This is a genomic window from Amycolatopsis alba DSM 44262, assembly GCF_000384215.1.
In the GTDB taxonomy this organism is placed as follows: domain Bacteria; phylum Actinomycetota; class Actinomycetes; order Mycobacteriales; family Pseudonocardiaceae; genus Amycolatopsis; species Amycolatopsis alba.
Genome location: NZ_KB913032.1, coordinates 853,412 through 875,974 on the forward strand (window position 1 = coordinate 853,412; position 22,563 = coordinate 875,974).

21 protein-coding genes are annotated in these 22,563 nt (G+C 68.7%); 13 read left to right on the forward strand and 8 right to left on the reverse strand.

Going from position 1 to position 22,563, the window contains the following annotated elements; all coding sequences use genetic code 11:
- Nucleotides 1-9 precede the first annotated feature (9 nt).
- The 3 genes from AMYAL_RS0103765 to AMYAL_RS0103775 are packed head-to-tail and all read right to left on the reverse strand — an operon-like array spanning nt 10 to nt 3,850.
- On the reverse strand, nt 10-1,044 hold the full coding sequence (locus AMYAL_RS0103765) for an NAD(P)/FAD-dependent oxidoreductase (RefSeq protein ID WP_020629973.1): 1,035 nt from the start codon (nt 1,042-1,044) through the stop codon (nt 10-12).
- Complete coding sequence (locus AMYAL_RS0103770) at nt 1,044-2,570, reverse strand: class I tRNA ligase family protein (RefSeq protein ID WP_020629974.1); 1,527 nt, start codon at nt 2,568-2,570, stop codon at nt 1,044-1,046. Before AMYAL_RS0103770 ends, AMYAL_RS0103765 begins: the two co-directional genes overlap by 1 nt.
- On the reverse strand, nt 2,570-3,850 hold the full coding sequence (locus tag AMYAL_RS0103775; protein ID WP_026466713.1) for a SidA/IucD/PvdA family monooxygenase: 1,281 nt from the start codon (nt 3,848-3,850) through the stop codon (nt 2,570-2,572). The genes AMYAL_RS0103770 and AMYAL_RS0103775 overlap by 1 nt, the downstream gene beginning before the upstream one ends.
- A gap of 481 nt (nt 3,851-4,331) precedes the next feature.
- Between AMYAL_RS0103775 and AMYAL_RS0103780 the strand changes: the two genes are divergently transcribed.
- The 5 genes from AMYAL_RS0103780 (at nt 4,332) to ddaH (ending at nt 7,502) form a co-directional block, all read left to right on the forward strand.
- On the forward strand, nt 4,332-5,096 hold the full coding sequence (locus AMYAL_RS0103780) for a LuxR C-terminal-related transcriptional regulator (RefSeq protein WP_020629976.1): 765 nt from the start codon (nt 4,332-4,334) through the stop codon (nt 5,094-5,096).
- A gap of 97 nt (nt 5,097-5,193) precedes the next feature.
- Entirely contained in the window at nt 5,194-5,595 is a 402-nt protein-coding gene (locus tag AMYAL_RS0103785; RefSeq protein ID WP_020629977.1) for a cupin domain-containing protein, read from the forward strand.
- Entirely contained in the window at nt 5,588-5,905 is a 318-nt protein-coding gene (locus AMYAL_RS0103790; RefSeq protein ID WP_026466714.1) for an avidin-fold protein, read from the forward strand. The genes AMYAL_RS0103785 and AMYAL_RS0103790 overlap by 8 nt, the downstream gene beginning before the upstream one ends.
- A 115-nt stretch (nt 5,906-6,020) precedes the next feature.
- A complete protein-coding gene (locus AMYAL_RS0103800; protein WP_020629980.1) occupies nt 6,021-6,683 on the forward strand; it encodes a DUF6875 domain-containing protein in 663 nt (220 codons plus the stop codon).
- A gap of 18 nt (nt 6,684-6,701) precedes the next feature.
- Nucleotides 6,702-7,502 (forward strand): dimethylargininase, encoded by an 801-nt coding sequence (ddaH, locus tag AMYAL_RS0103805; RefSeq protein WP_020629981.1) that lies wholly within the window; start codon nt 6,702-6,704, stop codon nt 7,500-7,502.
- Between the two features lie 74 nt (nt 7,503-7,576).
- On the opposite strand, the gene AMYAL_RS0103810 is transcribed toward ddaH, so the two are convergent.
- Nucleotides 7,577-8,092 (reverse strand): hypothetical protein, encoded by a 516-nt coding sequence (locus tag AMYAL_RS0103810; RefSeq protein ID WP_020629982.1) that lies wholly within the window; start codon nt 8,090-8,092, stop codon nt 7,577-7,579.
- Nucleotides 8,093-8,252: 160 nt separating this feature from the next.
- Between AMYAL_RS0103810 and AMYAL_RS0103815 the strand changes: the two genes are divergently transcribed.
- Nucleotides 8,253-9,086 carry an SAM-dependent methyltransferase gene (locus AMYAL_RS0103815; RefSeq protein WP_020629983.1) on the forward strand — a complete coding sequence of 278 codons (834 nt, stop codon included), beginning with the start codon at nt 8,253-8,255 and terminating at the stop codon, nt 9,084-9,086.
- Nucleotides 9,087-9,105: 19 nt separating this feature from the next.
- On the opposite strand, the gene AMYAL_RS0103820 is transcribed toward AMYAL_RS0103815, so the two are convergent.
- Nucleotides 9,106-9,732 carry a response regulator gene (locus AMYAL_RS0103820; RefSeq protein WP_020629984.1) on the reverse strand — a complete coding sequence of 209 codons (627 nt, stop codon included), beginning with the start codon at nt 9,730-9,732 and terminating at the stop codon, nt 9,106-9,108.
- On the reverse strand, nt 9,729-10,898 hold the full coding sequence (locus AMYAL_RS0103825) for a sensor histidine kinase (RefSeq protein ID WP_020629985.1): 1,170 nt from the start codon (nt 10,896-10,898) through the stop codon (nt 9,729-9,731). Before AMYAL_RS0103825 ends, AMYAL_RS0103820 begins: the two co-directional genes overlap by 4 nt.
- Before the next feature lie 186 nt (nt 10,899-11,084).
- Between AMYAL_RS0103825 and AMYAL_RS0103830 the strand changes: the two genes are divergently transcribed.
- The 4 genes from AMYAL_RS0103830 to sigJ all read left to right on the forward strand — a co-directional run bounded on the left by AMYAL_RS0103830 (nt 11,085) and on the right by sigJ (nt 14,236).
- Nucleotides 11,085-11,630 carry a GlcG/HbpS family heme-binding protein gene (locus AMYAL_RS0103830; RefSeq protein ID WP_020629986.1) on the forward strand — a complete coding sequence of 182 codons (546 nt, stop codon included), beginning with the start codon at nt 11,085-11,087 and terminating at the stop codon, nt 11,628-11,630.
- Nucleotides 11,631-11,752: 122 nt separating this feature from the next.
- On the forward strand, nt 11,753-12,328 hold the full coding sequence (locus AMYAL_RS0103835; RefSeq protein WP_026466715.1) for an ankyrin repeat domain-containing protein: 576 nt from the start codon (nt 11,753-11,755) through the stop codon (nt 12,326-12,328).
- 60 nt (nt 12,329-12,388) lie between these two features.
- Nucleotides 12,389-13,207, forward strand: coding sequence for a DNA ligase-like domain-containing protein (locus tag AMYAL_RS45570; protein WP_026466716.1), 819 nt, complete (start codon nt 12,389-12,391; stop codon nt 13,205-13,207).
- Nucleotides 13,208-13,306: 99 nt separating this feature from the next.
- Entirely contained in the window at nt 13,307-14,236 is a 930-nt protein-coding gene (gene sigJ, locus AMYAL_RS0103845; RefSeq protein WP_020629989.1) for an RNA polymerase sigma factor SigJ, read from the forward strand.
- Nucleotides 14,237-14,240: 4 nt separating this feature from the next.
- Here the strand turns inward: sigJ and AMYAL_RS0103850 are convergent, their stop codons facing one another.
- Both AMYAL_RS0103850 and AMYAL_RS0103855 read right to left on the reverse strand, forming a co-directional pair.
- Nucleotides 14,241-14,675, reverse strand: a complete 435-nt coding sequence (locus AMYAL_RS0103850; protein WP_020629990.1) for an ester cyclase — start codon at nt 14,673-14,675, stop codon at nt 14,241-14,243.
- A gap of 73 nt (nt 14,676-14,748) precedes the next feature.
- Entirely contained in the window at nt 14,749-15,219 is a 471-nt protein-coding gene (locus AMYAL_RS0103855; RefSeq protein WP_020629991.1) for a carboxymuconolactone decarboxylase family protein, read from the reverse strand.
- Nucleotides 15,220-15,535: 316 nt separating this feature from the next.
- On the opposite strand from AMYAL_RS0103855, the gene AMYAL_RS0103860 reads away from it, so the two are divergent.
- The 3 genes from AMYAL_RS0103860 to AMYAL_RS47725 are packed head-to-tail and all read left to right on the forward strand — an operon-like array spanning nt 15,536 to nt 22,534.
- On the forward strand, nt 15,536-16,597 hold the full coding sequence (locus tag AMYAL_RS0103860; protein ID WP_020629992.1) for a trypsin-like peptidase domain-containing protein: 1,062 nt from the start codon (nt 15,536-15,538) through the stop codon (nt 16,595-16,597).
- Nucleotide 16,598: 1 nt separating this feature from the next.
- Nucleotides 16,599-17,675, forward strand: coding sequence for a P-loop NTPase family protein (locus AMYAL_RS0103865; protein WP_020629993.1), 1,077 nt, complete (start codon nt 16,599-16,601; stop codon nt 17,673-17,675).
- Nucleotides 17,672-22,534, forward strand: coding sequence for a CHAT domain-containing protein (locus tag AMYAL_RS47725; RefSeq protein ID WP_093976428.1), 4,863 nt, complete (start codon nt 17,672-17,674; stop codon nt 22,532-22,534). Before AMYAL_RS0103865 ends, AMYAL_RS47725 begins: the two co-directional genes overlap by 4 nt.
- The last annotated feature ends 29 nt before the right edge of the window (nt 22,535-22,563 follow it).

Below are 22,563 nucleotides of genomic sequence, written 5' to 3' on the forward strand. Positions count from 1 at the left end.
TCCCCTTGTTCACGCACGGACCTTCCTGACCGCGCCGAGGATCTCCTCGGCGACGAGCGGTGCGGTACCGAATCCGGACCCGCCACAGGCGGGGCGAGACCACACCGACGGGTGAATCCGGGTGAGCACCGGACCCCCGTCGACGGGATCGGCCGCGTAGTGGCAGTCCCGCACGGCGACGACGGCGTAATCTGCGGCGCCGGCGAGAATCGGTTCGGCGAGCAGCCGATCGGCCCACGGTTCGCCGTCCAGGTCCCTTGTGGACTCGACCTCCCGGCAGACCGCGTCCGAACTGATCTTGAGCAAGGTGCCGCAGCCAGGGGGCAGCAGCCAGGCGGTGCGGCCGCCGCCGATCCGGCCGACACCGGGCGCCGACTCCCACCAGCCCGCCAGGTTCCCCGGCGGGCGCAGGTAGATCATGGTCTGGCGGTACAGCGTGACAGGCTGCCCGGCCAGTTCGGTGCTCCCCGGTCCCGCCGCGACCAGCACGAGGTCCGCCTCCGCCGTCGTACCGTCGGCCAGGGTCACCCGGTGATCGCCGACGCCGTCGACGGCGCGGTGCGGCTTCAGTTCCGTCAAAGGATGCGCGGTGAGCCAGTCCGCCGCCGCGCGAAGAAACCGTTCGGCCAGCAGCACCCCGGCGTCGCGATCGAGCACACCGCCCGTACCGGCGGGGAACACCACGGGCGGCAGGGCTTCCGGCGACACGACGACAGCGGGGAGCCCGGCCTCACCCGCGGTGTCGAGCGCCTGCTCGATTTCGCCGAGGGTGCCCGCGGTGACCACGCCGACCGGCCGGAAGATCTCTTTCCGCAGCAACGATTCCAGCTCCAGCCAACGACGGCGGGCCTCGGCCATCCGCCGTGTGCCGTCGGCGTCGCCCGGACGCAGCACCCGCAATGCCCGGTGCTGGTCGGACGAAGCCGAGGCTGGATTCGGGATGGGACCACGATCGAACACGGTGACACGGTGACCCGCCCGCGCGCACCCGATCGCGGTCACCAACCCGGTCACCCCGGCGCCGACGACGGCGACAGCCGCCATCAGACGGCCAGCCGCGGCAGCTTCTTCGGGATGACCGCGTCCGCGTCCACCTGTCCGGGCAGCGTCGTGTCGGGCAGCGCGGCCGCGGCGAGATCGATCAGGATCGGCGCGGCGCAGCGCAGGAACACGTCCACCTGGTGACAGAGATCCCCCGCGGTCCCGGCGGTCGTCGCGGCGGCCAGCCGATCGAGCCGCGCCAGCTGTTCGGCGAGCGTCGACGCCACGGCCGTCAAGCTGAACCGCCGGAGCCCGTAGCCGTCGGCGAACCGTTCGGCCATCCGCAGCGCCGTCCTCCTGGCGGCTTCGGAAACCGGCAGCGGACCGCGGTCCACCCAGCGGTCGATCGCCGCCGCGACCCGGTTCCACGGTCCGGTCAGCCGGGTCTCGCTGACCCGGAGCAGGGCTTCGCGGGTGAAGTCCGTGCGCTGGTACTCGGGGCTGGTGGCGCAGAGGTGGAAGCGGATGAGATCGCGCGGCACCTCGGCGGCCAGCTCGCGGCCGGAAACGACATGCCCGCGGCTGGTGGAGAACTTCTCGTTGGCCAGCTCGTAGAACTCGTTCGTGACGTACTGCGCCGGGAGCACGTGCCCGCCGAGCGCGGTGAGCATCGCCGTGCCCACGATCGCGAACGGGTACGTCGCGTCCAGGCCGAGGAAGTACACCACGGTCGAACCGGAGCCCGCCTGCCACAGCTCGTCGTCGGCGGTCAGGACCGCGCCGCGTTTCTCCGCGGCCAGCGCGGTGGTGAACATGCTCCACGGCATGCCCTCCATATGCGGATAGATCACCTGCCCCGGCACCTCGGGGAACAGCGCCGGGATGCCCCACGACGTCGGCTGGGTGATCGGGAAGTCCGGCAGCGGCCCCGCCAGCGCGGACTCGACGAGCCGGGCCATGCCGGGCCGCATCGGGATCCGGGCGAAATACGCCTCCAGTTCCGCGCGGTATCGCTCGACCGGGAAGACGAGGATGTCCGCGTCGCGGTACTCCAGCGGCTCGTCCGGGCGCAGCGTCGAGCGCGGGGCGATCAGGTCGCCGGGAGCGACCGGCAGCCCGCAGCTCTCGCAGACCCCGGCGTACCCGTCGGCGAGGCAGAACGGGCAGCCGCCGGTGACGTAGGCGTCCATCAGGTACTCGCCGGTGCTCGGCAGCCAAGGGAAACGCACGGTCTTCAGCTCCAGCCTGCCCATGCTGTGCAGCCGGTCGTAGAAGTCCATGACCAGTTTGGTGAACCGGTCACCGATACAGCCGAAACCGTCGACGTCGATGCCCATCGCGGCCAGCGTCTCCTGAACCTGAGCCGAGGAGCGTTCCCGCAGGTCTTCCGGAGCCACGCCGAGTCGCGCGGCCGCCGTGACGACGTAGTTCTGGGTGAAGTGCATGCCGGTGCCGTAAAAGGCTTCCCTGCCGGTCGCGCGGGCGTACCGGGCACAGACGTCGGCGGCGAGGAACGGACCGGCGAGATGGCCGAGGTGCAGGTCGCCGTTCGCCGTCGGGGCAGGCGAGATCACCACCAGCCGGTTCATCAGGCGGTCCTCGACTCGCCGGCGCCGCGGCGGGCGAGCAGATCGCTGACGATGTCACGGGAACGATGAGCCAGCACGCTGATCAACGAGTCGGCGATACCGTGCGTCGCCTCGTTCACGCCCTGCAGATACACCGCGCCCCAGGCGGAATCACCGAGTTCGACCCGGTAGCAGCGGCTGACCGAGATCTCCGACAACCCGACGCGTTCGGCGAGGTCGCGCACCATCGCGGGCATCCGCTGGTCGAAACCGGTGCCGAGGAGCACCAGATCGCACCGCAGCGGTTCGACCTTGCCGCTGGTCCGGTCGCGCAGATCGAGGACGACCTCGTCGTCTTCGATCCTGGCGCCGACCACTTCGGTCAGCGTCCGCACCTGCGAACGCTGACCGCCGAGGCCGCGCTGCTGGTAAAGCGTGGTGTACAGGTGATCGAGGAACGGCGGGGCCGCCCCGGCGTAGTTGGTCAGGCGCATCTCGTCCAGCATCTGTTCCCGGACCTCGGCCGGGCTGTCGTAGAAGCGGTCGACGAACGACGGGAAGAACAGTTCGTTGACGAATTTGCTCGTCTGGTAGTTCTGCGGGCCCACCGAGCGCACGATCATGGTCCGCGTGCTGTTGGGCAGATTGTCGTGCAGTGCCATGAACATCTCGGCCGCGCTCTGCGCCCCGCCCACCACGACCGCGCGCAGCGGGGCGTCCGGCCGCAGCCGCGCGATCCTGCGCCGGTACTGGGCGCTGTGGATGATCCGGTCGGCAGGCAGCTCGGCGAAGACGTCCGGCACGTTCGCGTCCCGGCCGCCGCCCACGACCAGGTCGCGGCAGCGGATCGTGTCCCCGCCGTCGAGGGTGGCCGTCCAGCCGGCGATCGACCCGTCGGCGTCGCGGGCGGGCTCGATGCGCTGCACCCTGGCGTCGTAACGGATGCGGACCTTGTCCAGTGATCGCGCGACCCACTGCAGGTAGTCGGAGAACTCCCAGCGGAACGGGTGGAACGTGCCGAGGTTGACGAACTCGTCGAGCCGGTTCTCCTCGTACAGGAAGTTGAGGAACGAGAACTTGCTGCGCGGATTGCGCAGCGTCACCAGGTCCTTGAGGAAGGAGACCTGGCTGCGCGCCCACGGCATCAGCAGATCCCGTTGCCACTTGATGTCCGGACTCTGTTCCAGCAGCAGCGTCTGCCCGGCCAGCTCCGGATTCCCGGACTCCTCGATGGCCACCGCGAGCGCCAGGTTCGCCGGACCGGCGCCGATCGCCAGCAAACCCACCTGTATTTCAGTCACAGATACACCCCGTTCGTCCAGAATAGAGTGCCGACCCTAGGTACCGGCATTTCCCCGGCGATAGGGACAAGTTTCCCGATGGCCGGGGAATCTCCCCTTTCGCGGGAAGATCCGGGACCGGCCACCCAGGCGGCCGAACGGGCCTGTCCCGCTACCCCTTGGTACCTCACTCTTGAGTACTACCCCGAATGCCGCGTTCACTGCATTCCGCACCGATACGGTGCTGTACAGTGATGTCACCACCCTCCGCCGCACTGTCGGACCTGGTCTCCCCCCTTGATCGGACGCTTCCTCCCGCAGGAAAAATTGATTGCAATCAATTGTTCACAGCGGTCATATGGCTCCGTCCGACGACTACTACATAGACTGCTCTCGCGGCCGGCCAGTCCCATCCCCGCCATGGCCGAAAAGAGCACTTCGTCGCACTTCACCGAACGGAGCCGATCAGGAAGGCTCAGTAGCGGCAGGCACAGGGGGAAAGATGAACAATCACGCAAGTATCGGCAACACTGCCCGTATCTGGCCGTCCGAACGCCGCGATCAACGGCGCACCGCGAGCCTGCTGCCCGACCACCGCAGGGCGGAAGAAAACGCCGACCCCGGCTGGGTCACCGTCCTGCTCGCCGACAGCCAGCCGTCGATCCGTTACCGGGTCCGCTCCGCACTCGAGAACGTCAGCGGCATCGCCGTCATCGGGGAAGCGGCAACGGCGAACTCGACGATCGCGGAAACCTTCCGACATCGGCCGGACGTGCTGATCATCGACCCGCAGCTCGGCGAGACCGTGACCGTCGACGTGATAAGCCGGGTTTCCCGTGTCGCACCGGAAACCAGGGTCCTGGTCCTGAGCGCGGTCGATGACGACACCGCCATCAGATCGGCGATCCAGGCAGGCGCGCGCGGCTATCTGATCAAAGGCGCCGACCTGGATCAGGTCGTCCGCGGCGTCCAGGTCGTGGCCGCGGGTGAAGCGATCGTCGGCAAAGCGATCGCCGGCCGGTTCAGCGCTTTGCTGCGGTCGGCACTCGGCCCGGAACCGTATCCCTTTCCCCAGTTGACTTCCAGGGAACGGGAAGTGCTCGACCGCATCGCCGCGGGCAAGTCGAACGCGGCCATCGCCCGCGATCTCGCCCTCGCGCAGAAGACCATCAGCAACCGCGTTTCCGCCGTCTTCGGCAAACTCGGGGTAGCCGATCGCGCACAGGCGATAGTTTTGGCGCGCGACGCGGGTCTCGGCCGCGGCTGATTGACCGATAATCGGGAATAGTTCCCCTGTCGCCGGGAAACCGGCCGAACATAGCCTCGATCAGCACCGGAGAAAAGCACGCTGATCGGAGTGGGATGTGACTGACCAAGACCTTGCCGCCGTGGACATCCGCAGGCTCGAGCACGAGAACCTGACTCGGGCCTACGGATTGGACATGAAGCTGCTTTATCCGTGGAACGGTTTGACGGCACCGTTTCGAGGGGCTTGGTGTGTGCTGCGCCCCGGCGACGTATCGGTGTCCCACGCTCATCACGAGCACGAGATCTTCATCGGAATGGCCGGTACCGCCGCGGTGGTCGCCGGGGAGCGGCGGCACGAGTTCATGGCCGGGGATCTCGTGTTCCTGAAGCCGGGAATAGAACACCACCTCGTCAACGACCGGGACGAGGACTTCTCCTACTACGCGATCTGGTGGGACCGTGCGATGTCGGACGAGTTCGTCGCCGCCGAATCCGACCGGGCCGACTCCCATGATTGATTTCGACGGGCGGAAATTCCGCAAAGCGGGCGGCGACGCGATAGCCGTGTACCGGCAAGAAGGCGACGTCGTCTGGGCCGAATTCGCCGGCGGCGAGGTGCGACGGGGGTCGATCACCGGCGCCCAGCGGGAGAACGGCGCCCTGCATCTGGGGTACACCATGGTGCTCGCCACCGGCGAGGTGATCTGCGGGCACACGGTGAACACCCCGGAGGTGACCGAGGACGGTCACCTCCGGCTGCGTGAGGTGTGGGAGCGCTACGGCCCGCACGCCGCCACTGGCGTCTCCTACCTCGACGAGGTGAGCTAGTGTCCCCCAGCCCATCCGGCGCGGACTGGCGCACCGCCTGCCACCCGCGCCTGAAGGAGATCAAGGATCGGGTCGGCTCAGACGGCGTCTTCACCTTCGCGCAAAGCATCGGATCATGATCGGCGACGACAAGGTTCTCATCTGGACGGTGGCAGAGGTCGAGAACGGCGCCGTGCCGACGGAACATCTACCGTATACCAGGGAAATTCTGGCCTGGGCTGGACGCTATCTCGTCTCGCCGCATCCGGAACTCGGCCGGAACGGCCCGGTGTGCCCCTACACCCAGCCATCGCTCCACAAAGGACTGTTCCATCTTGCGGCCCTGACGGCCACGAACGGCGAGACCGACGTCCGCGACGCGATCGAGAGCCTGCGCTCGTGGTACGAGCGGCTGTCGGCCAGGATCCCGCCCGCGGACCGGGAACTGCTGACGATCCTGCTCGTGCTGCCGCACCTTGACCATCACGACTCGACCGGGCTGGACGACCTGCAGCGTGAGGCGAAGGACAAGTTCGTCAACGACGGCCTGATGATCGGGCAGTTCCATCCGGTCTGCGACCAGCCCGGCCTGTGGAACGAGAAGTTCAAGGCGCTGCGCGCGCCGGTACCGTTGCTGGCCGTCCGCAAACTGGTCGTCTTCGACCTGCCGTTCCTGATGGACGACGCGGTGCACGCCGAGAGCTACCTCCGGCGGTTCGCCCCGGACATCCCGCCCCGCATTCGCGACCAGCTGGTGAAACGGCTGGTGGGCAACCAAAAATCCTTGCAGACGGCCTGATCACTCGGGGGAAGACAGATGCGGCACTATCTCATGGTCAGCCCGGCGTACTTCGCCGTCGAGTATTCGATCAACCCGTGGATGGATCCCGGAAAACCCACCGACACGAAGCTAGCGATCACCCAGTGGGAATGGCTTCGTGATCTTTACGTCGAACTGGGCCACCGGGTGGACCTGCTCGATCCGGTGCCGGGCCTGCCGGACATGGTGTACGCGGCCAACGGTGCCACCGTGGTGAACGGCCGGGCGCTGGTGGCGCGCTTCCGCCACCGGCATCGCCGCCCGGAATCGGCGGCGCACCTGAAGTGGTTCACCGAGCACGGCTACCCCGACGTCCAGCAGGCCAAGTGGGACAACGAGGGCGAAGGAGACTTCCTGGTCGCGGGTTCCCGGATCCTGGCGGGTTCGGGCTTCCGCACCGACCCGCGGGCACACGCCGAGGCCGCGGAGTTCTTCGGGGTACCGGTGGTGGGACTGGCCTTGACCGACCCGCGCTACTACCACCTGGACACGGCACTGACCGTCCTGGACGACGACATGATCATGTACTTCCCGGACGCCTTCACCGAAGGCAGCCGACGACGGCTCAAGGAACTGTATCCGGACGCCGTCCTCGCCTCGGCCACCGACGCCGCGGCGTTCGGGCTGAACGCCGTCTCCGACGGGCGGCACGTCATCCTGCCGCAGGCCGCGACAGGAGTGATCGCACAGCTACGAGAGCGGGGCTTCGAACCGATCGGGGCCGATCTGTCGGAACTGCTCAAAGGCGGCGGGAGCGTCAAATGCTGCACCCTGGAACTGTTGAGAGGTAAGGCATAGACGGGCCAGGACCGGTCCGTGTGTTTCGCGAACCGGCGCGATGGCAACGGCCGCTGGATCGCGCCCGGACGGTGCTAGCCGGAACGCTTCGCCTTCCGGCGGAGTGACAGCGTTCCACGCACGACGGCGAACAGCAGCATCACACCGGGGACGACGGCGATCAGCGACAACAGGAAGGTCTTGAACTGCTGGCTGCCGACCGACTCGGTGGACTCACCACGGGCGACCCCGTTCACCACGGCGATACAGGTGGTCCGCTCCGGATCACAGGTGTCCGCGTGGAAGTTGAGCGAGATCCCGAACCAGATCAGCGCGACACCGGCAGCGGCCCCGAGGACCAGTCCGAGCACCGCGAAAGTGTTCGCGACACCCTTTTTACGGCCCAGCGAGCCGGCCGCGGCCGCCGCGCGGGTTCTGGCCGCACCACCGATGATCATGGCCACCGCCACGGCGCCGGGGATCGCCAGAATGGTCCACAGCCAGTCTCCGGTCGAGGCGGACACCGCCACCGTCGCCGGGGTCACCAGCACGGCTCCCATCAGGAATCCCAGTGCCAGATCGTCTTTCCACGTCATGCGCTTCTTGGTCACCTGGCTCCCCCCAGTTGAACGATCAGCCTAGAGACACCTCGTCGGGGCGTGACCTGAATTGTGCCCACACCGCACGACGTCCTCGCCGTGGAGCGGAACCGACTCGCTGGTAGCATCCATCCGACGTTGAGTGACCGTCTGATTACCTGTGGGGTTTACCGTGGGCCAGGACAATGGGAAGGTCGATCTTCCTTCGAACAGGATCGACACGACCGTGCCCAGCGTGGCGCGCGCCTACGACGCGGCCCTCGGCGGCAAGGACAATTACGAGGTCGACAGGCAACTGCTCGCGCAGCTGAACGCGGCCGTACCCGAGGTCAACATCATCGCGGTCAGCAACCGCGCCTTCCTGACCCGCGCGGTCCGTTTCCTCGCCGGCAAAGCGGGGATCGACCAGTTCCTCGACTGCGGCTCGGGCCTGCCGACGGCGGAGAACACCCATCAGGTCGCGCAGCGCATCAACCCCGACGCGCAGGTCGTGTACGTGGACAACGACCCCGTGGTGCTCGCGCACGGCCGCGCGCTGCTCGAAGAGAACGACAGGACACGCCTCATCGGCGCCAACATCTTCGAGCCCGACGAGGTCCTGAAGAACGACGTCGTCACCACCACCCTGGACTTCAGCCGCCCGCTGGCCCTGATGCACGTGGCCACGCTGCACCACCACAGCGAGGCCGAAGGGATGCCACCGGCGCGGGTCCTGCAGGCCTACATCGACGCGATCCCCTCCGGTTCCTACGTCGTGTTCTCGCATTTCTTCGATCCGGAGAACGAGCACAGCCCCATCGCCCACCGTGTGCAGGCGATCCTGAACCAGAGCATCAGCCGGGGCTTTTTCCGTACCCGGAGCGAACTCGAGGAAATGCTCGACGGCCTCGAACTCATGGACCCCGGCATCGTGGTCAACGACGAGTGGTGGCCCACAGGCCCCCGGACGGAACCGATGCCGGCGGCGGGCAACTGCATCGTCGCCGCCGTGGGCCGCAAGCCCTAGGCATTGTCCTGTCCGGCCTTCAGTTGCGGATGATCCTCCGTTCCGTGGCTACGGCGACCGCACCGGCACGGCTGTCGACACCGAGTTTGTCGTAGATGTGGACCAGATGTGTCTTCACCGTCGCTTCGGAAATGAACAGGCGCGTGGCGATCTGCCGGTTCATCAATCCTTCCGCCAGCAAGCGCACGATCTCGGTCTCACGAGGACTCAACGCGGGCGCCGGTGCGCGCATATGCCCGACGAGCCGGGCCGCGACCTGGGGCGCCAGTGCGGTCTCGCCGCGCGCTGCCGCGTGGATGCCGCGGAAGAGGTCATCGGGCGGTCCCGCCTTGAGCAGGTAGCCGGTGGCGCCCGCCGCCACCGACCTGGTGATGTCCAGATCGGAGTCGTAGGTGGTGAGCACCAGCACCTTCGGGGCGTCCGGCAGCGCTGTCAGGCGCTCGGTGGCGTTCACCCCGTCGGGGCCGTCGCCGAGCTGCAGGTCCATCAGCACGACGTCCGGCTTCCGGTCCGTGGCGAACCGCACGGCTTCGTCGGCGCCGGTGCATTCGCCGATCACCTCGAAGTCGGGCTCCCCGGCGAGCAGGGCGGCGATTCCCGCCCGAACCACCGGATGGTCGTCGACGATCAGCACCCGGATGGTCATCGCACCTCCCTGGTGGGCACGGCGACAGCGAGCGCGGTGCCCTCTCCCGGTGCGCTCTCGACCACCATCTCACCATCGAGTTCGGCGAGCCGCTCGCTGATCATCCGCAGCCCGTTCCCCCGCAAACCGCTCGTACGCTGCGAGGCCGGGTCGAAGCCGACGCCGTCGTCGCGGATGTCGAGGAGGACCTTGTCGGCCAGATAGGTCAGCGTGACGGCGGCCTTCGTCGCACGGGAGTGCTCACTGACGTTCGCCAGCGCTCCCTGCGCGACCCGGAGCAGCCCCGCCTCCACCTCGGACTCCAGGGGATACGGATCGCCGCTGATCTCGAAGCGCACCGGGTGCGTGGTGGCGAACATGACCTGCTCGGCGAGCTCTCTCAGGGTCTCGCCGAGGTCGGTGGCCTCGAGCCGCGGCGACCCGAGGCCTTTGACGAACCGGCGCGCTTCGGCGAGGTTGTCCCCCGCGGCTTCGGCGGCGCGGTTCACATAGCCCTTGGCCAGCTCCGGATCCGTGTCCCACGACCGCTGCGCCGCCTGCAGCAGCATCCGCATACTCGAGAGCCCCTGCGCGAGCGCGTCGTGGATCTCCCGCGCCAGCCGCTCCCGTTCCTGCACCATCCCGGCCAGCCGCTGGCTCTGCGCGAGATCGACCCTGGCGTCCAGGAGTGCCTTGACGGCCTCCACGAGCTCTTTCCGGTCCCGTTCGAGCTGCAGGAACGTCATCGTGGCCATCAGCGCGACCGCCACCGGTGCGAGCACGATGCTCGGATCGAATTCGGTCGCGATCCTCAGCTGGGCGAGGATGGTCGCGACGGTCAGCAGGACGACCACGGGGATCACGATCAGCGGACGCAGCACCTGCAGGCAGACGAAGAACAGCGGTACAGCGCACCAGGCGAAGCTCGGCGCCGCCACCACCAGCGCCAGCCAGACCGCGATCACCGCGGCCAGCCACACCGGACGCCACCGGCCGAGCACGGCCCAGCTCAGCACCCCCGCCACATAGACGAGCGCGAGTGCGCCGGTGAGCGCGAGGATGAGCGGTGTCGCGCCGCTCAATCCATGCCCCGCGACGAACCTGGCCACCGATGCGGCCAGCAACAGGAAGAACCCGGCGTGCATGGCGGCGTTCAGCCGTGTGACCGCGCCGATGTTCGGCTTCATCCCGGTCCTCCCTTCGTCGCCGATGATCGTAAGCGGGCGGGAGGGCCCTCCCACATCAATCGTTCGGTTGATGCCCGCACCGATCGCACGGCGTCCGATCAAGGTCCACACGCCCGATTCGCCGGGCCCGGCCAGGCGGGAGAGTCGGTGGAGAACGAACACCCCCTCCACGGCAAAGGAACTCCGATGAACGCCAAGCTCCCTCGCACCCGCCTCGTCCTGGGTATGACGGCCGGTCTCGCGACCGTCGCTCTCGCCACCGGGCTGGGCGCGGCGCAGGCACAGGACCGCAGGCCGCAGCCGCCCGCCCCGCCGTCCGTCGTGCAGACCAGCGTGCTCGGCGTCGACGCCGCCACCCGCGCCGCGCAGGCCGCGCTGGACGCCGCCGAGAAGGAGGGCCAGCGGGTCACCGTGGCCGTGCTGGACCGGTCCGGTGACGTGCGGGTCCTGCTGAAGGGCGATGGCGCCGGGCCGCAGACCGAGGAGTCCGCCAAGCGCAAGGCCTTCACCGCGGTCTCCTTCGGGCAGCCGACATCGGCGCTGAACAAGAACGCCCAGGGCACCGGTCCGACCGTCCGCGACATCCCCGGCACGCTCTTCCTCGCCGGCGGTGTGCCGGTCGCCGTGAACGGCGGCCCGATCGCCGGGATCGGGGTCGGCGGCGCGCCCAGCGGCGACCTCGACGAGAAGTTCGCCGCGGCGGGCCTGCGCGCCATCGGGGAACTTCGCTGATGATCGGCGGGCGGGTGATCGCGGCCCTGCTCGCCGCCCTCATGCTCGGTGCCTGCTCCCCACAGGCACCGAGCGCTCCACCCCCACCGGCCGAGTCCCAGCCGCACCGCCAAGGAGTCCCCGTGAATCACCTTTTCGCCGCCGACGCGAACCTCGTGAGGAAGGCCGTCGAAGCCGGTGCCGACCTGGAGACGAGGGACGATCGCGGCCGGACCCCGCTGCTCGTCGCCGTCACCGAAGACCGGGTCGAGGTCGCCGAGATCCTCGTCAAGGCGGGTGCCGACCCGAACGCGCTCGACGGGCGGCACGACACACCGTGGCTGGTCACCGGTGTCACCGGGAGTGTCCCGATGGCGAAGGTACTGCTCGCGGCGAAGCCGGATCTGACCATCACCAACCGGTTCGGCGGCGTCTCGGTGATCCCCGCTTCGGAACGCGGGCACGTCGAGTACGTGCGGTTGGTGGCGAAGAGCGGGATCGACGTCGACCACGTGAACGACCTCGGCTGGACCGCGTTACTGGAAGCGGTCATCCTCGGCGACGGCGGGCCGCGCCATCAGGAGGTGGTCCGAGCGCTCGTCGCCGCCGGCGCGGACGTCGACCTCGCCGACAAAGAAGGCGTCACTCCCCTTGCCCACGCCCGGTCCAAGGGCCAGACGGCCGTCGCCCGGATCCTCCGAGAGGCGGGTGCGCACTGACCCACCTATTTTCCGTTATGCCAATTGACACAAGTTGTCGAGCGTGGCTACGGTTCAGCCGTGGATCGGGCACGAGGACGAGGCAGGCCGCGCAAAGACCCGGCGACGCTGGCCCGATGGACCCCTCCCGAGGGGTGGTCGCGGCTGGTCGCCTGGATCTCTCCGGAGGAGAAGAAGGCGCTGAAGCATGTGGCGGTCGAAGCCGACGTCCCCGTGGCCGAGTTGATCCGGGCGCTCGCCGGCGGGCTGGCAGGCGGCGTCATCACCGCCGATGAACTCATCGGGCACGTCGTGAAAGGGAAGGCCGTCATGGAGAAGATCCCCACGCTTTTCGAGCGGGATGAGCGCTTCCACGTCATCGACAGACCTCGCGCCGAGTGCGCGTGGGTCTTCGACGGCGCCGGGGTGGGGACCGAGAAGCTGGACGGCACCAACATCCGGTTGACCGTGCGCGCCGGACAGCTGGTCCGGGTCGAGAAGCGACGCAACCCGAGCAAGGAGCAGAAACAACAGGGCATCGTGGACGGCTGGTACGTGGACACCGACAGCGGGTCCGCCGACGACAAGTGGATCCTCGCGGCGGCGGCGAACACCGACGTGTCCGCCTGGCCGGACGGGGAGCACCCGAGCGAGGCACTCGGGCCCCGCATTCAAGGCAACCCCCTGGGACTGGAGGATCATCGGTGCATCCCCTTCAACTTCCAGGCACCGGCCTTGCCCGAGGCGCCGCGCAGCTATGACGGGCTCCGGGACTTCCTCGTCACACTGGACAGCCAGTTCTCTCCCGGCCATCTGGCGGAGGGCATCGTCTTCCATCATCCGGACGGGCGCCGGGCCAAGATCAAGCGCAAGGACTTCCCTCGCGCCGTGACGGCCTGAGACGACCGTCGCCGGACGAGAGTTCCGAGGCGACCTCACATCCGGTGGCGCTCTCTCGTCGTACACGGGACACCGCACGCGACCGGGAGGCCAGATCCCATGAACGATCCATCCGAGCAGGCACACGATCCTCTCGACCCTGGCCTGCGGGCGATCGTGAGCGAGCGGCGTCAGCTGATCGGGCTCGCGTATCGCCTGGTCGGTTCCCTTTCCGAGGCCGAGGACGTGGTGCAGGAGACCTACACCCGCTGGTACGCCTTGTCCCCCGCGCAGCGGGAGGCGATCGGCTCCCCCGGCGGTTGGCTGACGACGGTCGCCGGCCGGATCTGCCTGGATCTCCTCGGCTCGGCACGCGCGAGGCGGGAACGCTACGTCGGCGAATGGATCCCCGAGCCGCTGCCGGGTCAGCTCGGCTGGACGTCCGGACGACCGGCCGCCGCCGACCCGGCCGACCGGATCACCCTCGACGAGTCGATCAACATGGCGTTTCTCGTCGTGCTCGAGTCGTTGACCCCGGCCGAGCGAGTCGCGTTCGTCCTGCACGAAGTCTTCCGCTACACCTTCGCCGAGGTGGCGGAGATCGTCGGCCGTACCCCGGCCGCCTGCCGCCAGCTGGCGTCCTCCGCGCGACGGCGCATCCGCGCGATGCGGGTTTCCCCCGCCCCGATCGCACGGGAGGCCGATCTCGTCAAGGAATTCAAGAAAGCTTGGGAGGCCAAGGACATCGAAGCGCTCATCGGCCTCCTCGATCCCGACGTCAAGGCCGTCGGTGATGGCGGAGGACTCGTCAGCGCCGCGCTCCACCCCTTCGAAGGCCGCGAACAGGTCGCGACCTATCTCCTGCAGGTGGCGCACAGGGCGTCCGGCTTCGAACTTCTGGAACGGACCGTCAACGGCCGGCCCGGCCTCGTGCTCCAGCAGGCCGGGCTGACCGTCGCGGTGTTCGCGTTCCACGTCGCCGACGACCGAATCCGGCACATCTGGGGTGTGCGGAACCCCGAGAAGCTCCGGCCTTGGACCGACGCGTGACCGGCTACCCCGTGAGGGCGCCGAGTTGCCGCAGCTGGGTGAGTACGTCGACGACACCCCAGATCTCGGCGATCCGCCCACCGGCGAACCGGAAGATGAAGATCTCGCCGTAGGACACCGTCTTCCCGGTGGCCGGAAGTCCCCTGAACTCGCCTCGATGGGTACCGGTGACGATGTTCCGGCAGACGACCTTGTCTCCGTCGGCGAGCACGTCTTCGGCTTCGACCCGCAGATCGGGGAACGCGCGGAGCAGCACCGTCCACACTTGCTTCAACGCCTCCGCCCCTGTCGCATCCATCGGAACCGGCGCGTGGAACACCACGTCCGGCTCGACGACCTCGTCGATCATCGTCGCGACGACCTCGAAACTGCCGGAGCCGGTCGCCTCGTGAAAGCGGGTGAACGCCGCCAGATTGCGTGCTTTCTCGGTGGTGGTCATGGTTTCTCCCCAGAAGTTCGGTGGCGGGCCGGGCCCGAGCCCGACGACCCGGAGCCCGGCCCGCCGGTCGGTGTCAGGTGAACTGCCCCACCCGGTAGTCGCCCGCGGGGTTCTGGACGATGGCGTTCACCCGGTTGAAGGCGTTGATCAGCGCGATCACCCCCACCAGCGCGGCGAGCTGGTCCTCGTCGAAATGCCGGGCGGCGTTCGCCCACGCCTCGTCGGTGACACCTCCGCCGTCGGCCACACGGCACGCCTGCTCGGTCACTTCGAGCGCGGCGCGCTCGGCGTCGGAGAAGACCGTCGCCTCCCGCCAGGCCGCGACCAGGTTGATCCGCACGGCCGACTCGCCCGCCGCGGCGGCTTCCTTGGTGTGCATGTCCAGGCATACCGCGCAGCCGTTGATCTGGCTCGCACGCATCCGCACCAGCTCCTGGATCGTGATCGGCAGAGGTGAGCCGATCAGCGCCTTCCCCGCCGAGATGATGCTTTTCATGAACTTTCCGCCGACAGGGTTGCCGAAATAGTCGAGCCGGGCGTTCATCACGATCTCCTTTGCCGTTGTGGTTGTTCTGCACACACGACGACGCAGCCACAGGAAATGTGAGCCCGTTCCGGTGACGGCGATCCTTCGCCCAGCCCGAAAGCATCTTCGACGCAGTCGAGACGTTCGACCAACTGGTTGTCGCATATGAACATTCGCGACCTGTCCACCCCGGCGGGCAGGATCTTCGACCCCAAAGGGCAGGTGCTCGTCCGCGGGCTCAGCGGCGGGCGGACCGGGCTGGCTATTGTGATGAGTACTCCACCCGAGGGGGCCGGGCGCCGAGATCTGCATCGAGAGGGGGCGAGTATCGCGGATGACACCCATTCCGGATTCCTTCCCGCTCGATTGGACCGACAGCCGCCTCCAGGAACTGCGGAACACGTTGAGCGCGGCGATCTACCGGGAGCGGGAGATCGAGGTCGTCGCGATCGGAGCGGGTGTTCCCCCTGGCCGGATCCGATGGGGCCAGCAGGCCGATCACCTGTGGTTCGACGTCCTCAACGAAGCCGCCGCACACGTTCGGGTGAAACAGCTGCTGGCCGACGTCGGTGAGCGGCAACCCGCCTTGGCCGCCCGCATCGGCGAATTGTCGGCCGCGGCACCGCTTCTCACCGCGCGGATCCCCGACGATCACCCTCCCGCGCTGTCGCCCGATGACGTCCGGTGGAAGAACTTCGGCGGCGGCAACGAGCTGCAGGTCTTCGCCGGAGAGGAAACGCTGATGGACGTCGCGTTCCTGGGACAGGGCTTGGACCGCGCGAAATCCGTTTGCCGGCTGAAGGTGTCCCACGGCCGGTCCGGCTGCCATGGCACCGGCTTCCGGATCGGCCCGGCCACCGTGCTGACGAGCCACCACGTGCTGCACGACTGGCGTACCAGCGACCGGCCCGCGATCGCCGTACAGGCGGAATTCCACTACGAGCTGGACCTCACCGGAGCGCTGCGGGCATCGACCGTGATCCCGTGCGATCCCGCGTCGATCGCCGGAGACCAGGCTCACGACTTCGCGGTGATCACCACCTCCGCGCCGCTGCCGGAGGACGTGCCGATCGTGCCCCTCCCCGCGGTCACCGACGTCAAGGAGGACGATCGGGTCTACATCATCCAGCATCCGCGGGGCCTGCCGAAGAAGATCGCGCTGCACCACAACCTCGTGCGCCACGTCGACGAGGACGTGGTGCAGTACTGGACCGACACCGAAACCGGTTCGTCGGGCTCTCCGGTGTTCGACCGGCACTGGCGCGTCGTCGCGCTGCACCACCAATGGGTGAGGTCGACGGCCGAGGACGGCGTCGCTTACCGCAATCAGGGACGGGCCATCGGCCGCATCGTCGAACGACTTCGCGCACTCGGCCTGGCCCCGGACCAGGAGTGACATGGTCCGATGGATCCTTTTCCCCGATTGGGGAGACAACACGGCACGCCTGTTGCACGACACCCTCAACAAGGCGTTCTATCTGCGTGAAGACCTGATCGAGCTCTACTGCGGCGCCGGTCTGCCGCCGCATGAGATCGACTGGAACCAGCCGGCGGCCCAGCTGTGGCCGACCATCACGCGTGACACCGCCGACGCAGGCAGGCTGGAGAACCTCATCCTGCTGGTCCGGCACCGGTGCCCGGCCGTCGCGCCGGATCTGGACGTCGTCCTGTCCGCGCACAACACCGACATCTCCTGGTATTCGGCGAGGGAACGGCATCTGTCACTGCTGCTGGGCCCTGGCTGCCAGCGAGCCCTCCTCGACCGGCGGGAACTGCGCGCGCATCTGGTGGATCTGGTCAAACGGCAGTTTCCCGTGCTCACCATCACGGGCGAGCCCGGCAGCGGGAAGTCCTACAGCCGCCACCTCATCCAGCACATGGCCGGCGATCCCGTCCTCGACTGCGAGTTCAAGATCATCAACGTCGAGGACGACTTCTACGACCACGTCGGCGCGACCGATTTCATGACGACCCTGGCGGCCAGGCTGGGACTGCCCACCCGGTTCGACGTCGACGAGCACACCGAGCAGGCCCGCACGGTGCGCGAGCTCGTGGACCTCTTCGTCGGCCGGTTCACCACCTTGCCGGGCAGATTGCGCTGGATCTTCATCGACGGCCTCGACCGCCCGCAGGTCGCGCCGGGTGTGCACATGGTCGTCGCGCAGCTGGCGAAGGAGGTCGAGGCCGGGCAGCTCCCCGATACCAGGCTCATCGTGACCGGCCATCCGGGTGACTTCGCCCCGGCCGTGCTGGAGGTGCTCCGGCACGAGGAACTGACCGGGGTCACCACCTCGCATCTTCACGGGTTCTTCCGCGGGCTCGCGGAGCACGTGGGCAAGCCTCTCTCGGACGAAGCGCTGGAAGACCTCGTCGACCAGGTGCTCGCCGAGGCCGCCCTCGACGATCTCCAGGTCCTCGGGCGAGCCGCGTGCCGCGCCGCGCACCTGCATTTCACCCCGGCCGGTGCGCGATGACCACGACTTCGCCGCCCGGCATGCGCGAACTGCGGTTACGCGCCACGTTGCTTTCGCACTACGAACTTCCGTGGCTGGGGGTCGGCGCCGAACTCACCGAGACGATCGGCCCGACGCTGTTCCCGGATTCGACCAGGGTCCGGACCGGCGACGGGCAGCGGCATTGGCGTCTCAATGACACAGTGCGCCGGTCGCTCGTCCTTCAGGCGGACTTCGCCGAACTGCGCGCCGCCTGGGCGAGGATCCCGCGACGGCCCGCCGACGACCGGCAATGGGCGATCGACCAGTACATCGGCGCCGGTACCCCGGTCGACCTGGATTCGCTGAGCCTGCCCCGGCTCCGCGCGGTCGCCTGGCTGGCCCGCTGGCTGGGCGGGGTCGCCGAACATCTGCCCGCCGGCGACGAACTGGCGAAAGAGCTCGGCATCGGCGAGCTGCTCGAACCGTTCCGCGCGCTCGCCGGTGATCACTTCGTCGGCCGCGGCGACGTGCTGGGCGAACTCGAAAACCGGTTCCGTGAGCCGAGGGCGCCCGTGCTCATCCACGGTCTCGGCGGGATCGGGAAATCCGCGGTCGCGGTCCGGCACCTGCTGGATCTCGCGGGCCGGCGGCGGGCACTGGTCGGCTATCTGAACTTCGACCACAGCGCGATCGACCCGGCGGAACCGGTCAGCCTGATCGCGGCGATCGCCCGCCAGGTGACCGTGCAGATCGACGGACCGGCCGGACCCAACGCCGCCGCCAGGCTGGCCACGGAATGCCACGAACGGCTGCGCGCGGGAAATCGCGCCCTCGAGGCCCCGAGCGCGGGCAGCGCCGCCAGGGTCCCCCACGACGACCTGCTCGACGAGCTGGCCAAGGCTGTCGACGGCGACCGTCTGCTCCTCGTGTTCGACACCTTCGAAGAGGTGCAACGCCGCGACCGGCCCATTCAGCGCCGGTTCTCGGAGTTCCTCGCCGAGCTGTCCCGCCGTCTCGACCAGCCGTCCGTGATCCTCGCGGGCCGGTCACCCGCTCCCGAGCTCGGTCTCGACGAGATCCGGCTGACCGGTCTCGATCGCGGCGAAGCCGTCGACCTGCTGCTGAAGCTCCTGCCCGCGCATCCGCCGTCGGACGCGCGCAGGATCGTCGATCTGGTCGGCACCAGCCCGCTCGCGCTGCACCTGGCGGCGGGTGTGCTGCGCAAGGCCCCGCTGGACGAGGCGTTGCAGGACATCGCCGTGCACCGGGGGACGATCGAAGGTGAGCTGTACCGGCGGCTGCTCGGGCACATCCAGGACCCCGACGTCCGCCGGATCGCCCATCCGGGCCTGACCTTGCGCCGGGTCACTCCCGAGCTGATCCAGGACGTCCTCGCGAAGCCGTGCCTCGTCGACGTACCGGACGCCGGACGTGCCTGCTCCCTGTTCGACGGCCTGGCGCGCGAAGCGATGCTGGTGACGCGGACACCCGACGGGCAGGCGGTGGTCCACCGCACCGACGTGCGGCAGACCATGCTGCGCAGGCTGGCCGCGGACGAAACCGTCGTGGCGAAACGGATCCACCGAGCCGCCGTGCGGTACTACAACGGCCGCGGCGGGGTCGTCGCCCGTGCGGAGGAGATCTACCACCGCCTGATGCTCGGCCAACGGCGGGAAACCCTCGACACGCGATGGGACGACTCCGTCCTGGCTCATCTCCTGCCGTCACTGGACGACCTCCCGCCCGCGTCCAAGGCGTACCTGGCCGCGAAATCCCCGACGCTGTCGGTCTCCGACGAGGACCTCCGGCAGGCCGACATCGAGGTCGGGAGACGGCTGGTCATCCGCCGGGCCGCGGAGCTCGTCAGCGCGGGCGACGGCACAGAAGCGCTACGGGAACTCGACGACCATGTCTCCCGGACCTCCGACCGGTCCCCTGCGCTGAGCGGGCTGAGGGTGCAGGCACTGGAGCTTCTCGGCCGCTTCGAAGAGGCGCTGTCCGTCGCCGTCGAGGAACGCAAACACCTGGCACACGCCGGAGCGATGCAGGACTTCGTCGTCTTCACCCTGCACAGGGCGCGGATGGACGAGCGGCTCGGCAACGCCGCCGCCGCGAAGCCCTATCTGACCGAAACGCTCACCCAATGCCGTCGCCTGCCGCCGACACCTCAGCATCTGCTCGGCAGGGTCGGGCTCATCGTGTGCCTGCTCCGGCTACGGCGGTACGGGCTGCCGCTCGGCGACGGTCTGGTCGAAGAGCTGAGCGCGGAAGCCGTGGAGGTCGCCGATCGGCTGCCGATCAAGGAGATCAGCACCGTTCCCGGCCTCTTGCGGGATCTCGCGGCCGAGCTGGGGGAACGGTCACCCCGGCTGCTCGATGCGGCGCTTCGCCGGGTCGGCCTCGCGGGCACGGAAACCGAGCTCGCCGAATTCGCCATGGTGGAGCTGACCGCCCGCGGCAGGCTCCAGCTGGGCTCGCAGGTCTCGAAACTGCTCGGCGAACAGGACGACGCGACGGCACGCGAAATCGTCGAGTCGTACCAGTCCGAGGCGGAATCCGCCTTGTACCGGGATCACCAGTCCGAAGCCACCGCCTCCCCGCACTCCACGCTTCCGGTCGGCGGGCAGGCCGCGGCGCTCGAAGCCGAACTGGCGAGAAACCATCACCGATCGGGACGGCCCGCCGAAGCACTTCCGCACTACGACCGCGCGATCGGCCAAGGCGGGCAGATCGCGCCGCTCCTGCTCGACCGGGGCCGCGCTCATCTGGCGCTCGACAACGTTGCGGCGGCGGAGCGCGATCTGTCCGGCAGCCTGCACCTGACATACGAACAGGGCCAGCCGCTGCTGGAGGCACATGTCCACCGGAGTATGGGCATCCTGGCGAGGCGGACCGGCGACATCGCGAAAGCGTTGCGGCACTACGAACTCTGCCTCCGCCTGTACGCCGTGGAGGCGCCCTACCTGGTCCCCGCGACGCAGCTCGATCAAGCGAGGGCCCTGCTCGACGCCGGGCTGTCCGGTGAGGCCGACGCCGTCCTGGAGGAGGCCCTGCCCGCGTTGCGGAGGCAGAGCTCGGGACACGAACTGGCACAGGCCGAACTCATCGGCGCCGCCACGAAACTCCTGGAGGACGATCCGGAGCAGGCCAGGCGGCTCGCCGCTTCGGCGCAACGGCGCTTCGCCCGGCGGCGAGAGGCGGGCTGGGTCGAAATCGCCAGGCTGATGCGGATGCGGGTGGACACGGCCCTCGTCCTGGCAGGTACGCCGTCGAGGTCCGCGTCGGCCGCCAAAGCCGCCGCCCTCGCCGACAGGCTGAAGGGGCACGGCCTCGCGGAGGAGTCCGCGACCGCGATGCTGCTGGGCGTCCGGCTCGCCATCCACAAAGGACAGATCGACATCGCCGAGACCTTGCTGGGCCGTGTTCGCCGTCCTGGCAAGAATTCCACGATCGACCGGCGGATGCTCTGGCGCCTGGCCCGCACCGAGCTCGCGGCCGTCACGGACACCAGGCAAGCCATCGCCGAAGCGCGGCGCGGCCTGACCGAACTCAGCACCATCAGGGATCACGAAGGCGGTCTGGACGTGGTGTCCGGCGCCGCCGCGCACGGCCGCGAACTCGGCGAACTGGCGGTCGGGCTCGCCCTGCGGCACGGCGAGCCACGGACCCTGCTCCGGGTCCTGGAACAGACCAAAGCACAGGTCTACCGGTATCGTCCGCTGCCGAACCTCGATGATCCGGACTTGCACGGCAAGGTGAAGGAGATGCGGTCCCTGGCGCGGACGCTGCACGCGGCGCGACAGGAAGGGAAACCGGCCACCAAGGTGGCCACCAGGCTTTCCCTTCTGCAGCAGGACATCACGCGGCTCTCGCGGTATTCGAGCCCCTGGGGCAGGCCCCGCCCGACAGCCGACATCGCGAGCGTCACCGATCGGCTCGGAGATCGCGCCTTTGTCAGCTTCGCCCGCTTCGGCGAGACCCTCTCCGCCGTCGTCGTGGCCGGCGGTGAAACCAGGCTCGTCGAACTGGGCGCCGCGTCCGAAGTGGACGAACAGGCGCGGATGCTGCATGCCGACCTCGACGCGCTGGCGCCGGACGGTCTCCCCCGGCCGCTCGCCGACGTCATCGGCGAATCGGCTTCGCGACGCGCGGATCAGCTGGACAAGGGGCTGCTGGCGCCGATCGCCCGGATGATCGGCGACCGGGAACTGGTCATCGTGCCGACCGGCAGCCTGTACGCGGTGCACTGGGGGGCGCTCCCGTCACTGGCAGGCGTCCCGGTCACCGTCGCACCGTCGGCGACCGCCTGGCTGGCCGCCGAAGACGTCGCCGCCCGGCCGGGTAGCGGGTCGATCGTGCTGGCAGCCGGTCCGGGACTCGGCACGGCGATGGGAGAACTCAAGGACCTCCGCGTCATGCACCCCCGTGCGCGAACGTTGACCGGTCCGGCCGCGACCGTCATGGGCGTCCTGAATTCCCTCGACGGCGCCGAACTCGCGCATGTGGCCGCACTCGGACAGCACGTGCCCGACAACGCGCTGTTCTCCCGCCTCGAACTCGTCGACGGACCGTTGTACGCCCACGAGCTCGCGAACCTGCGTCGCCCGCCCAGACAGGTCGTCCTCGCCTCCAGCGAACTCGCCCTCGCCCGCATCAGACCGGGGGACGAGGCACTCGGGTTCGCGGGCGCGCTGCTCGCGTCCGGCTCGGCGACGATCGTCGGGGCGGTCAGCAGGGTCGGCGAACGCGCGGCCGCTTCGGTGTCCGTCGAGCTCCACGACGCTCTCCGGCGGGGCCTGTCCATGGCGACCGCGCTCGCCGAGGTCGTCGGCAGGGATCCCCTGCGCCGCCCCTTCATCTGCCTCGGCAGCGGTGGCGCCCCACCGCACAGGCAGTAACGAAGAAACCGGCGACCGGCGGGCCATGC

Bases quoted from the DNA above. Each gene is read 5' to 3' on its own strand.
- AMYAL_RS0103765 (WP_020629973.1), bottom strand. From the start codon at position 1,044: ATGGCGGCTGTCGCCGTCGTCGGCGCCGGGGTGACCGGGTTGGTGACC.
- AMYAL_RS0103770 (WP_020629974.1), bottom strand. From the start codon at position 2,570: ATGAACCGGCTGGTGGTGATCTCGCCTGCCCCGACGGCGAACGGCGAC.
- AMYAL_RS0103780 (WP_020629976.1), top strand. From the start codon at position 4,332: ATGAACAATCACGCAAGTATCGGCAACACTGCCCGTATCTGGCCGTCC.
- AMYAL_RS0103790 (WP_026466714.1), top strand. From the start codon at position 5,588: ATGATTGATTTCGACGGGCGGAAATTCCGCAAAGCGGGCGGCGACGCG.
- AMYAL_RS0103800 (WP_020629980.1), top strand. From the start codon at position 6,021: ATGATCGGCGACGACAAGGTTCTCATCTGGACGGTGGCAGAGGTCGAG.
- ddaH (WP_020629981.1), top strand. From the start codon at position 6,702: ATGCGGCACTATCTCATGGTCAGCCCGGCGTACTTCGCCGTCGAGTAT.
- AMYAL_RS0103820 (WP_020629984.1), bottom strand. From the start codon at position 9,732: ATGACCATCCGGGTGCTGATCGTCGACGACCATCCGGTGGTTCGGGCG.
- AMYAL_RS0103825 (WP_020629985.1), bottom strand. From the start codon at position 10,898: ATGAAGCCGAACATCGGCGCGGTCACACGGCTGAACGCCGCCATGCAC.
- AMYAL_RS0103830 (WP_020629986.1), top strand. From the start codon at position 11,085: ATGAACGCCAAGCTCCCTCGCACCCGCCTCGTCCTGGGTATGACGGCC.
- sigJ (WP_020629989.1), top strand. From the start codon at position 13,307: ATGAACGATCCATCCGAGCAGGCACACGATCCTCTCGACCCTGGCCTG.
- AMYAL_RS0103850 (WP_020629990.1), bottom strand. From the start codon at position 14,675: ATGACCACCACCGAGAAAGCACGCAATCTGGCGGCGTTCACCCGCTTT.
- AMYAL_RS0103855 (WP_020629991.1), bottom strand. From the start codon at position 15,219: ATGAACGCCCGGCTCGACTATTTCGGCAACCCTGTCGGCGGAAAGTTC.
- AMYAL_RS0103860 (WP_020629992.1), top strand. From the start codon at position 15,536: ATGACACCCATTCCGGATTCCTTCCCGCTCGATTGGACCGACAGCCGC.
- AMYAL_RS0103865 (WP_020629993.1), top strand. From the start codon at position 16,599: ATGGTCCGATGGATCCTTTTCCCCGATTGGGGAGACAACACGGCACGC.
- AMYAL_RS47725 (WP_093976428.1), top strand. From the start codon at position 17,672: ATGACCACGACTTCGCCGCCCGGCATGCGCGAACTGCGGTTACGCGCC.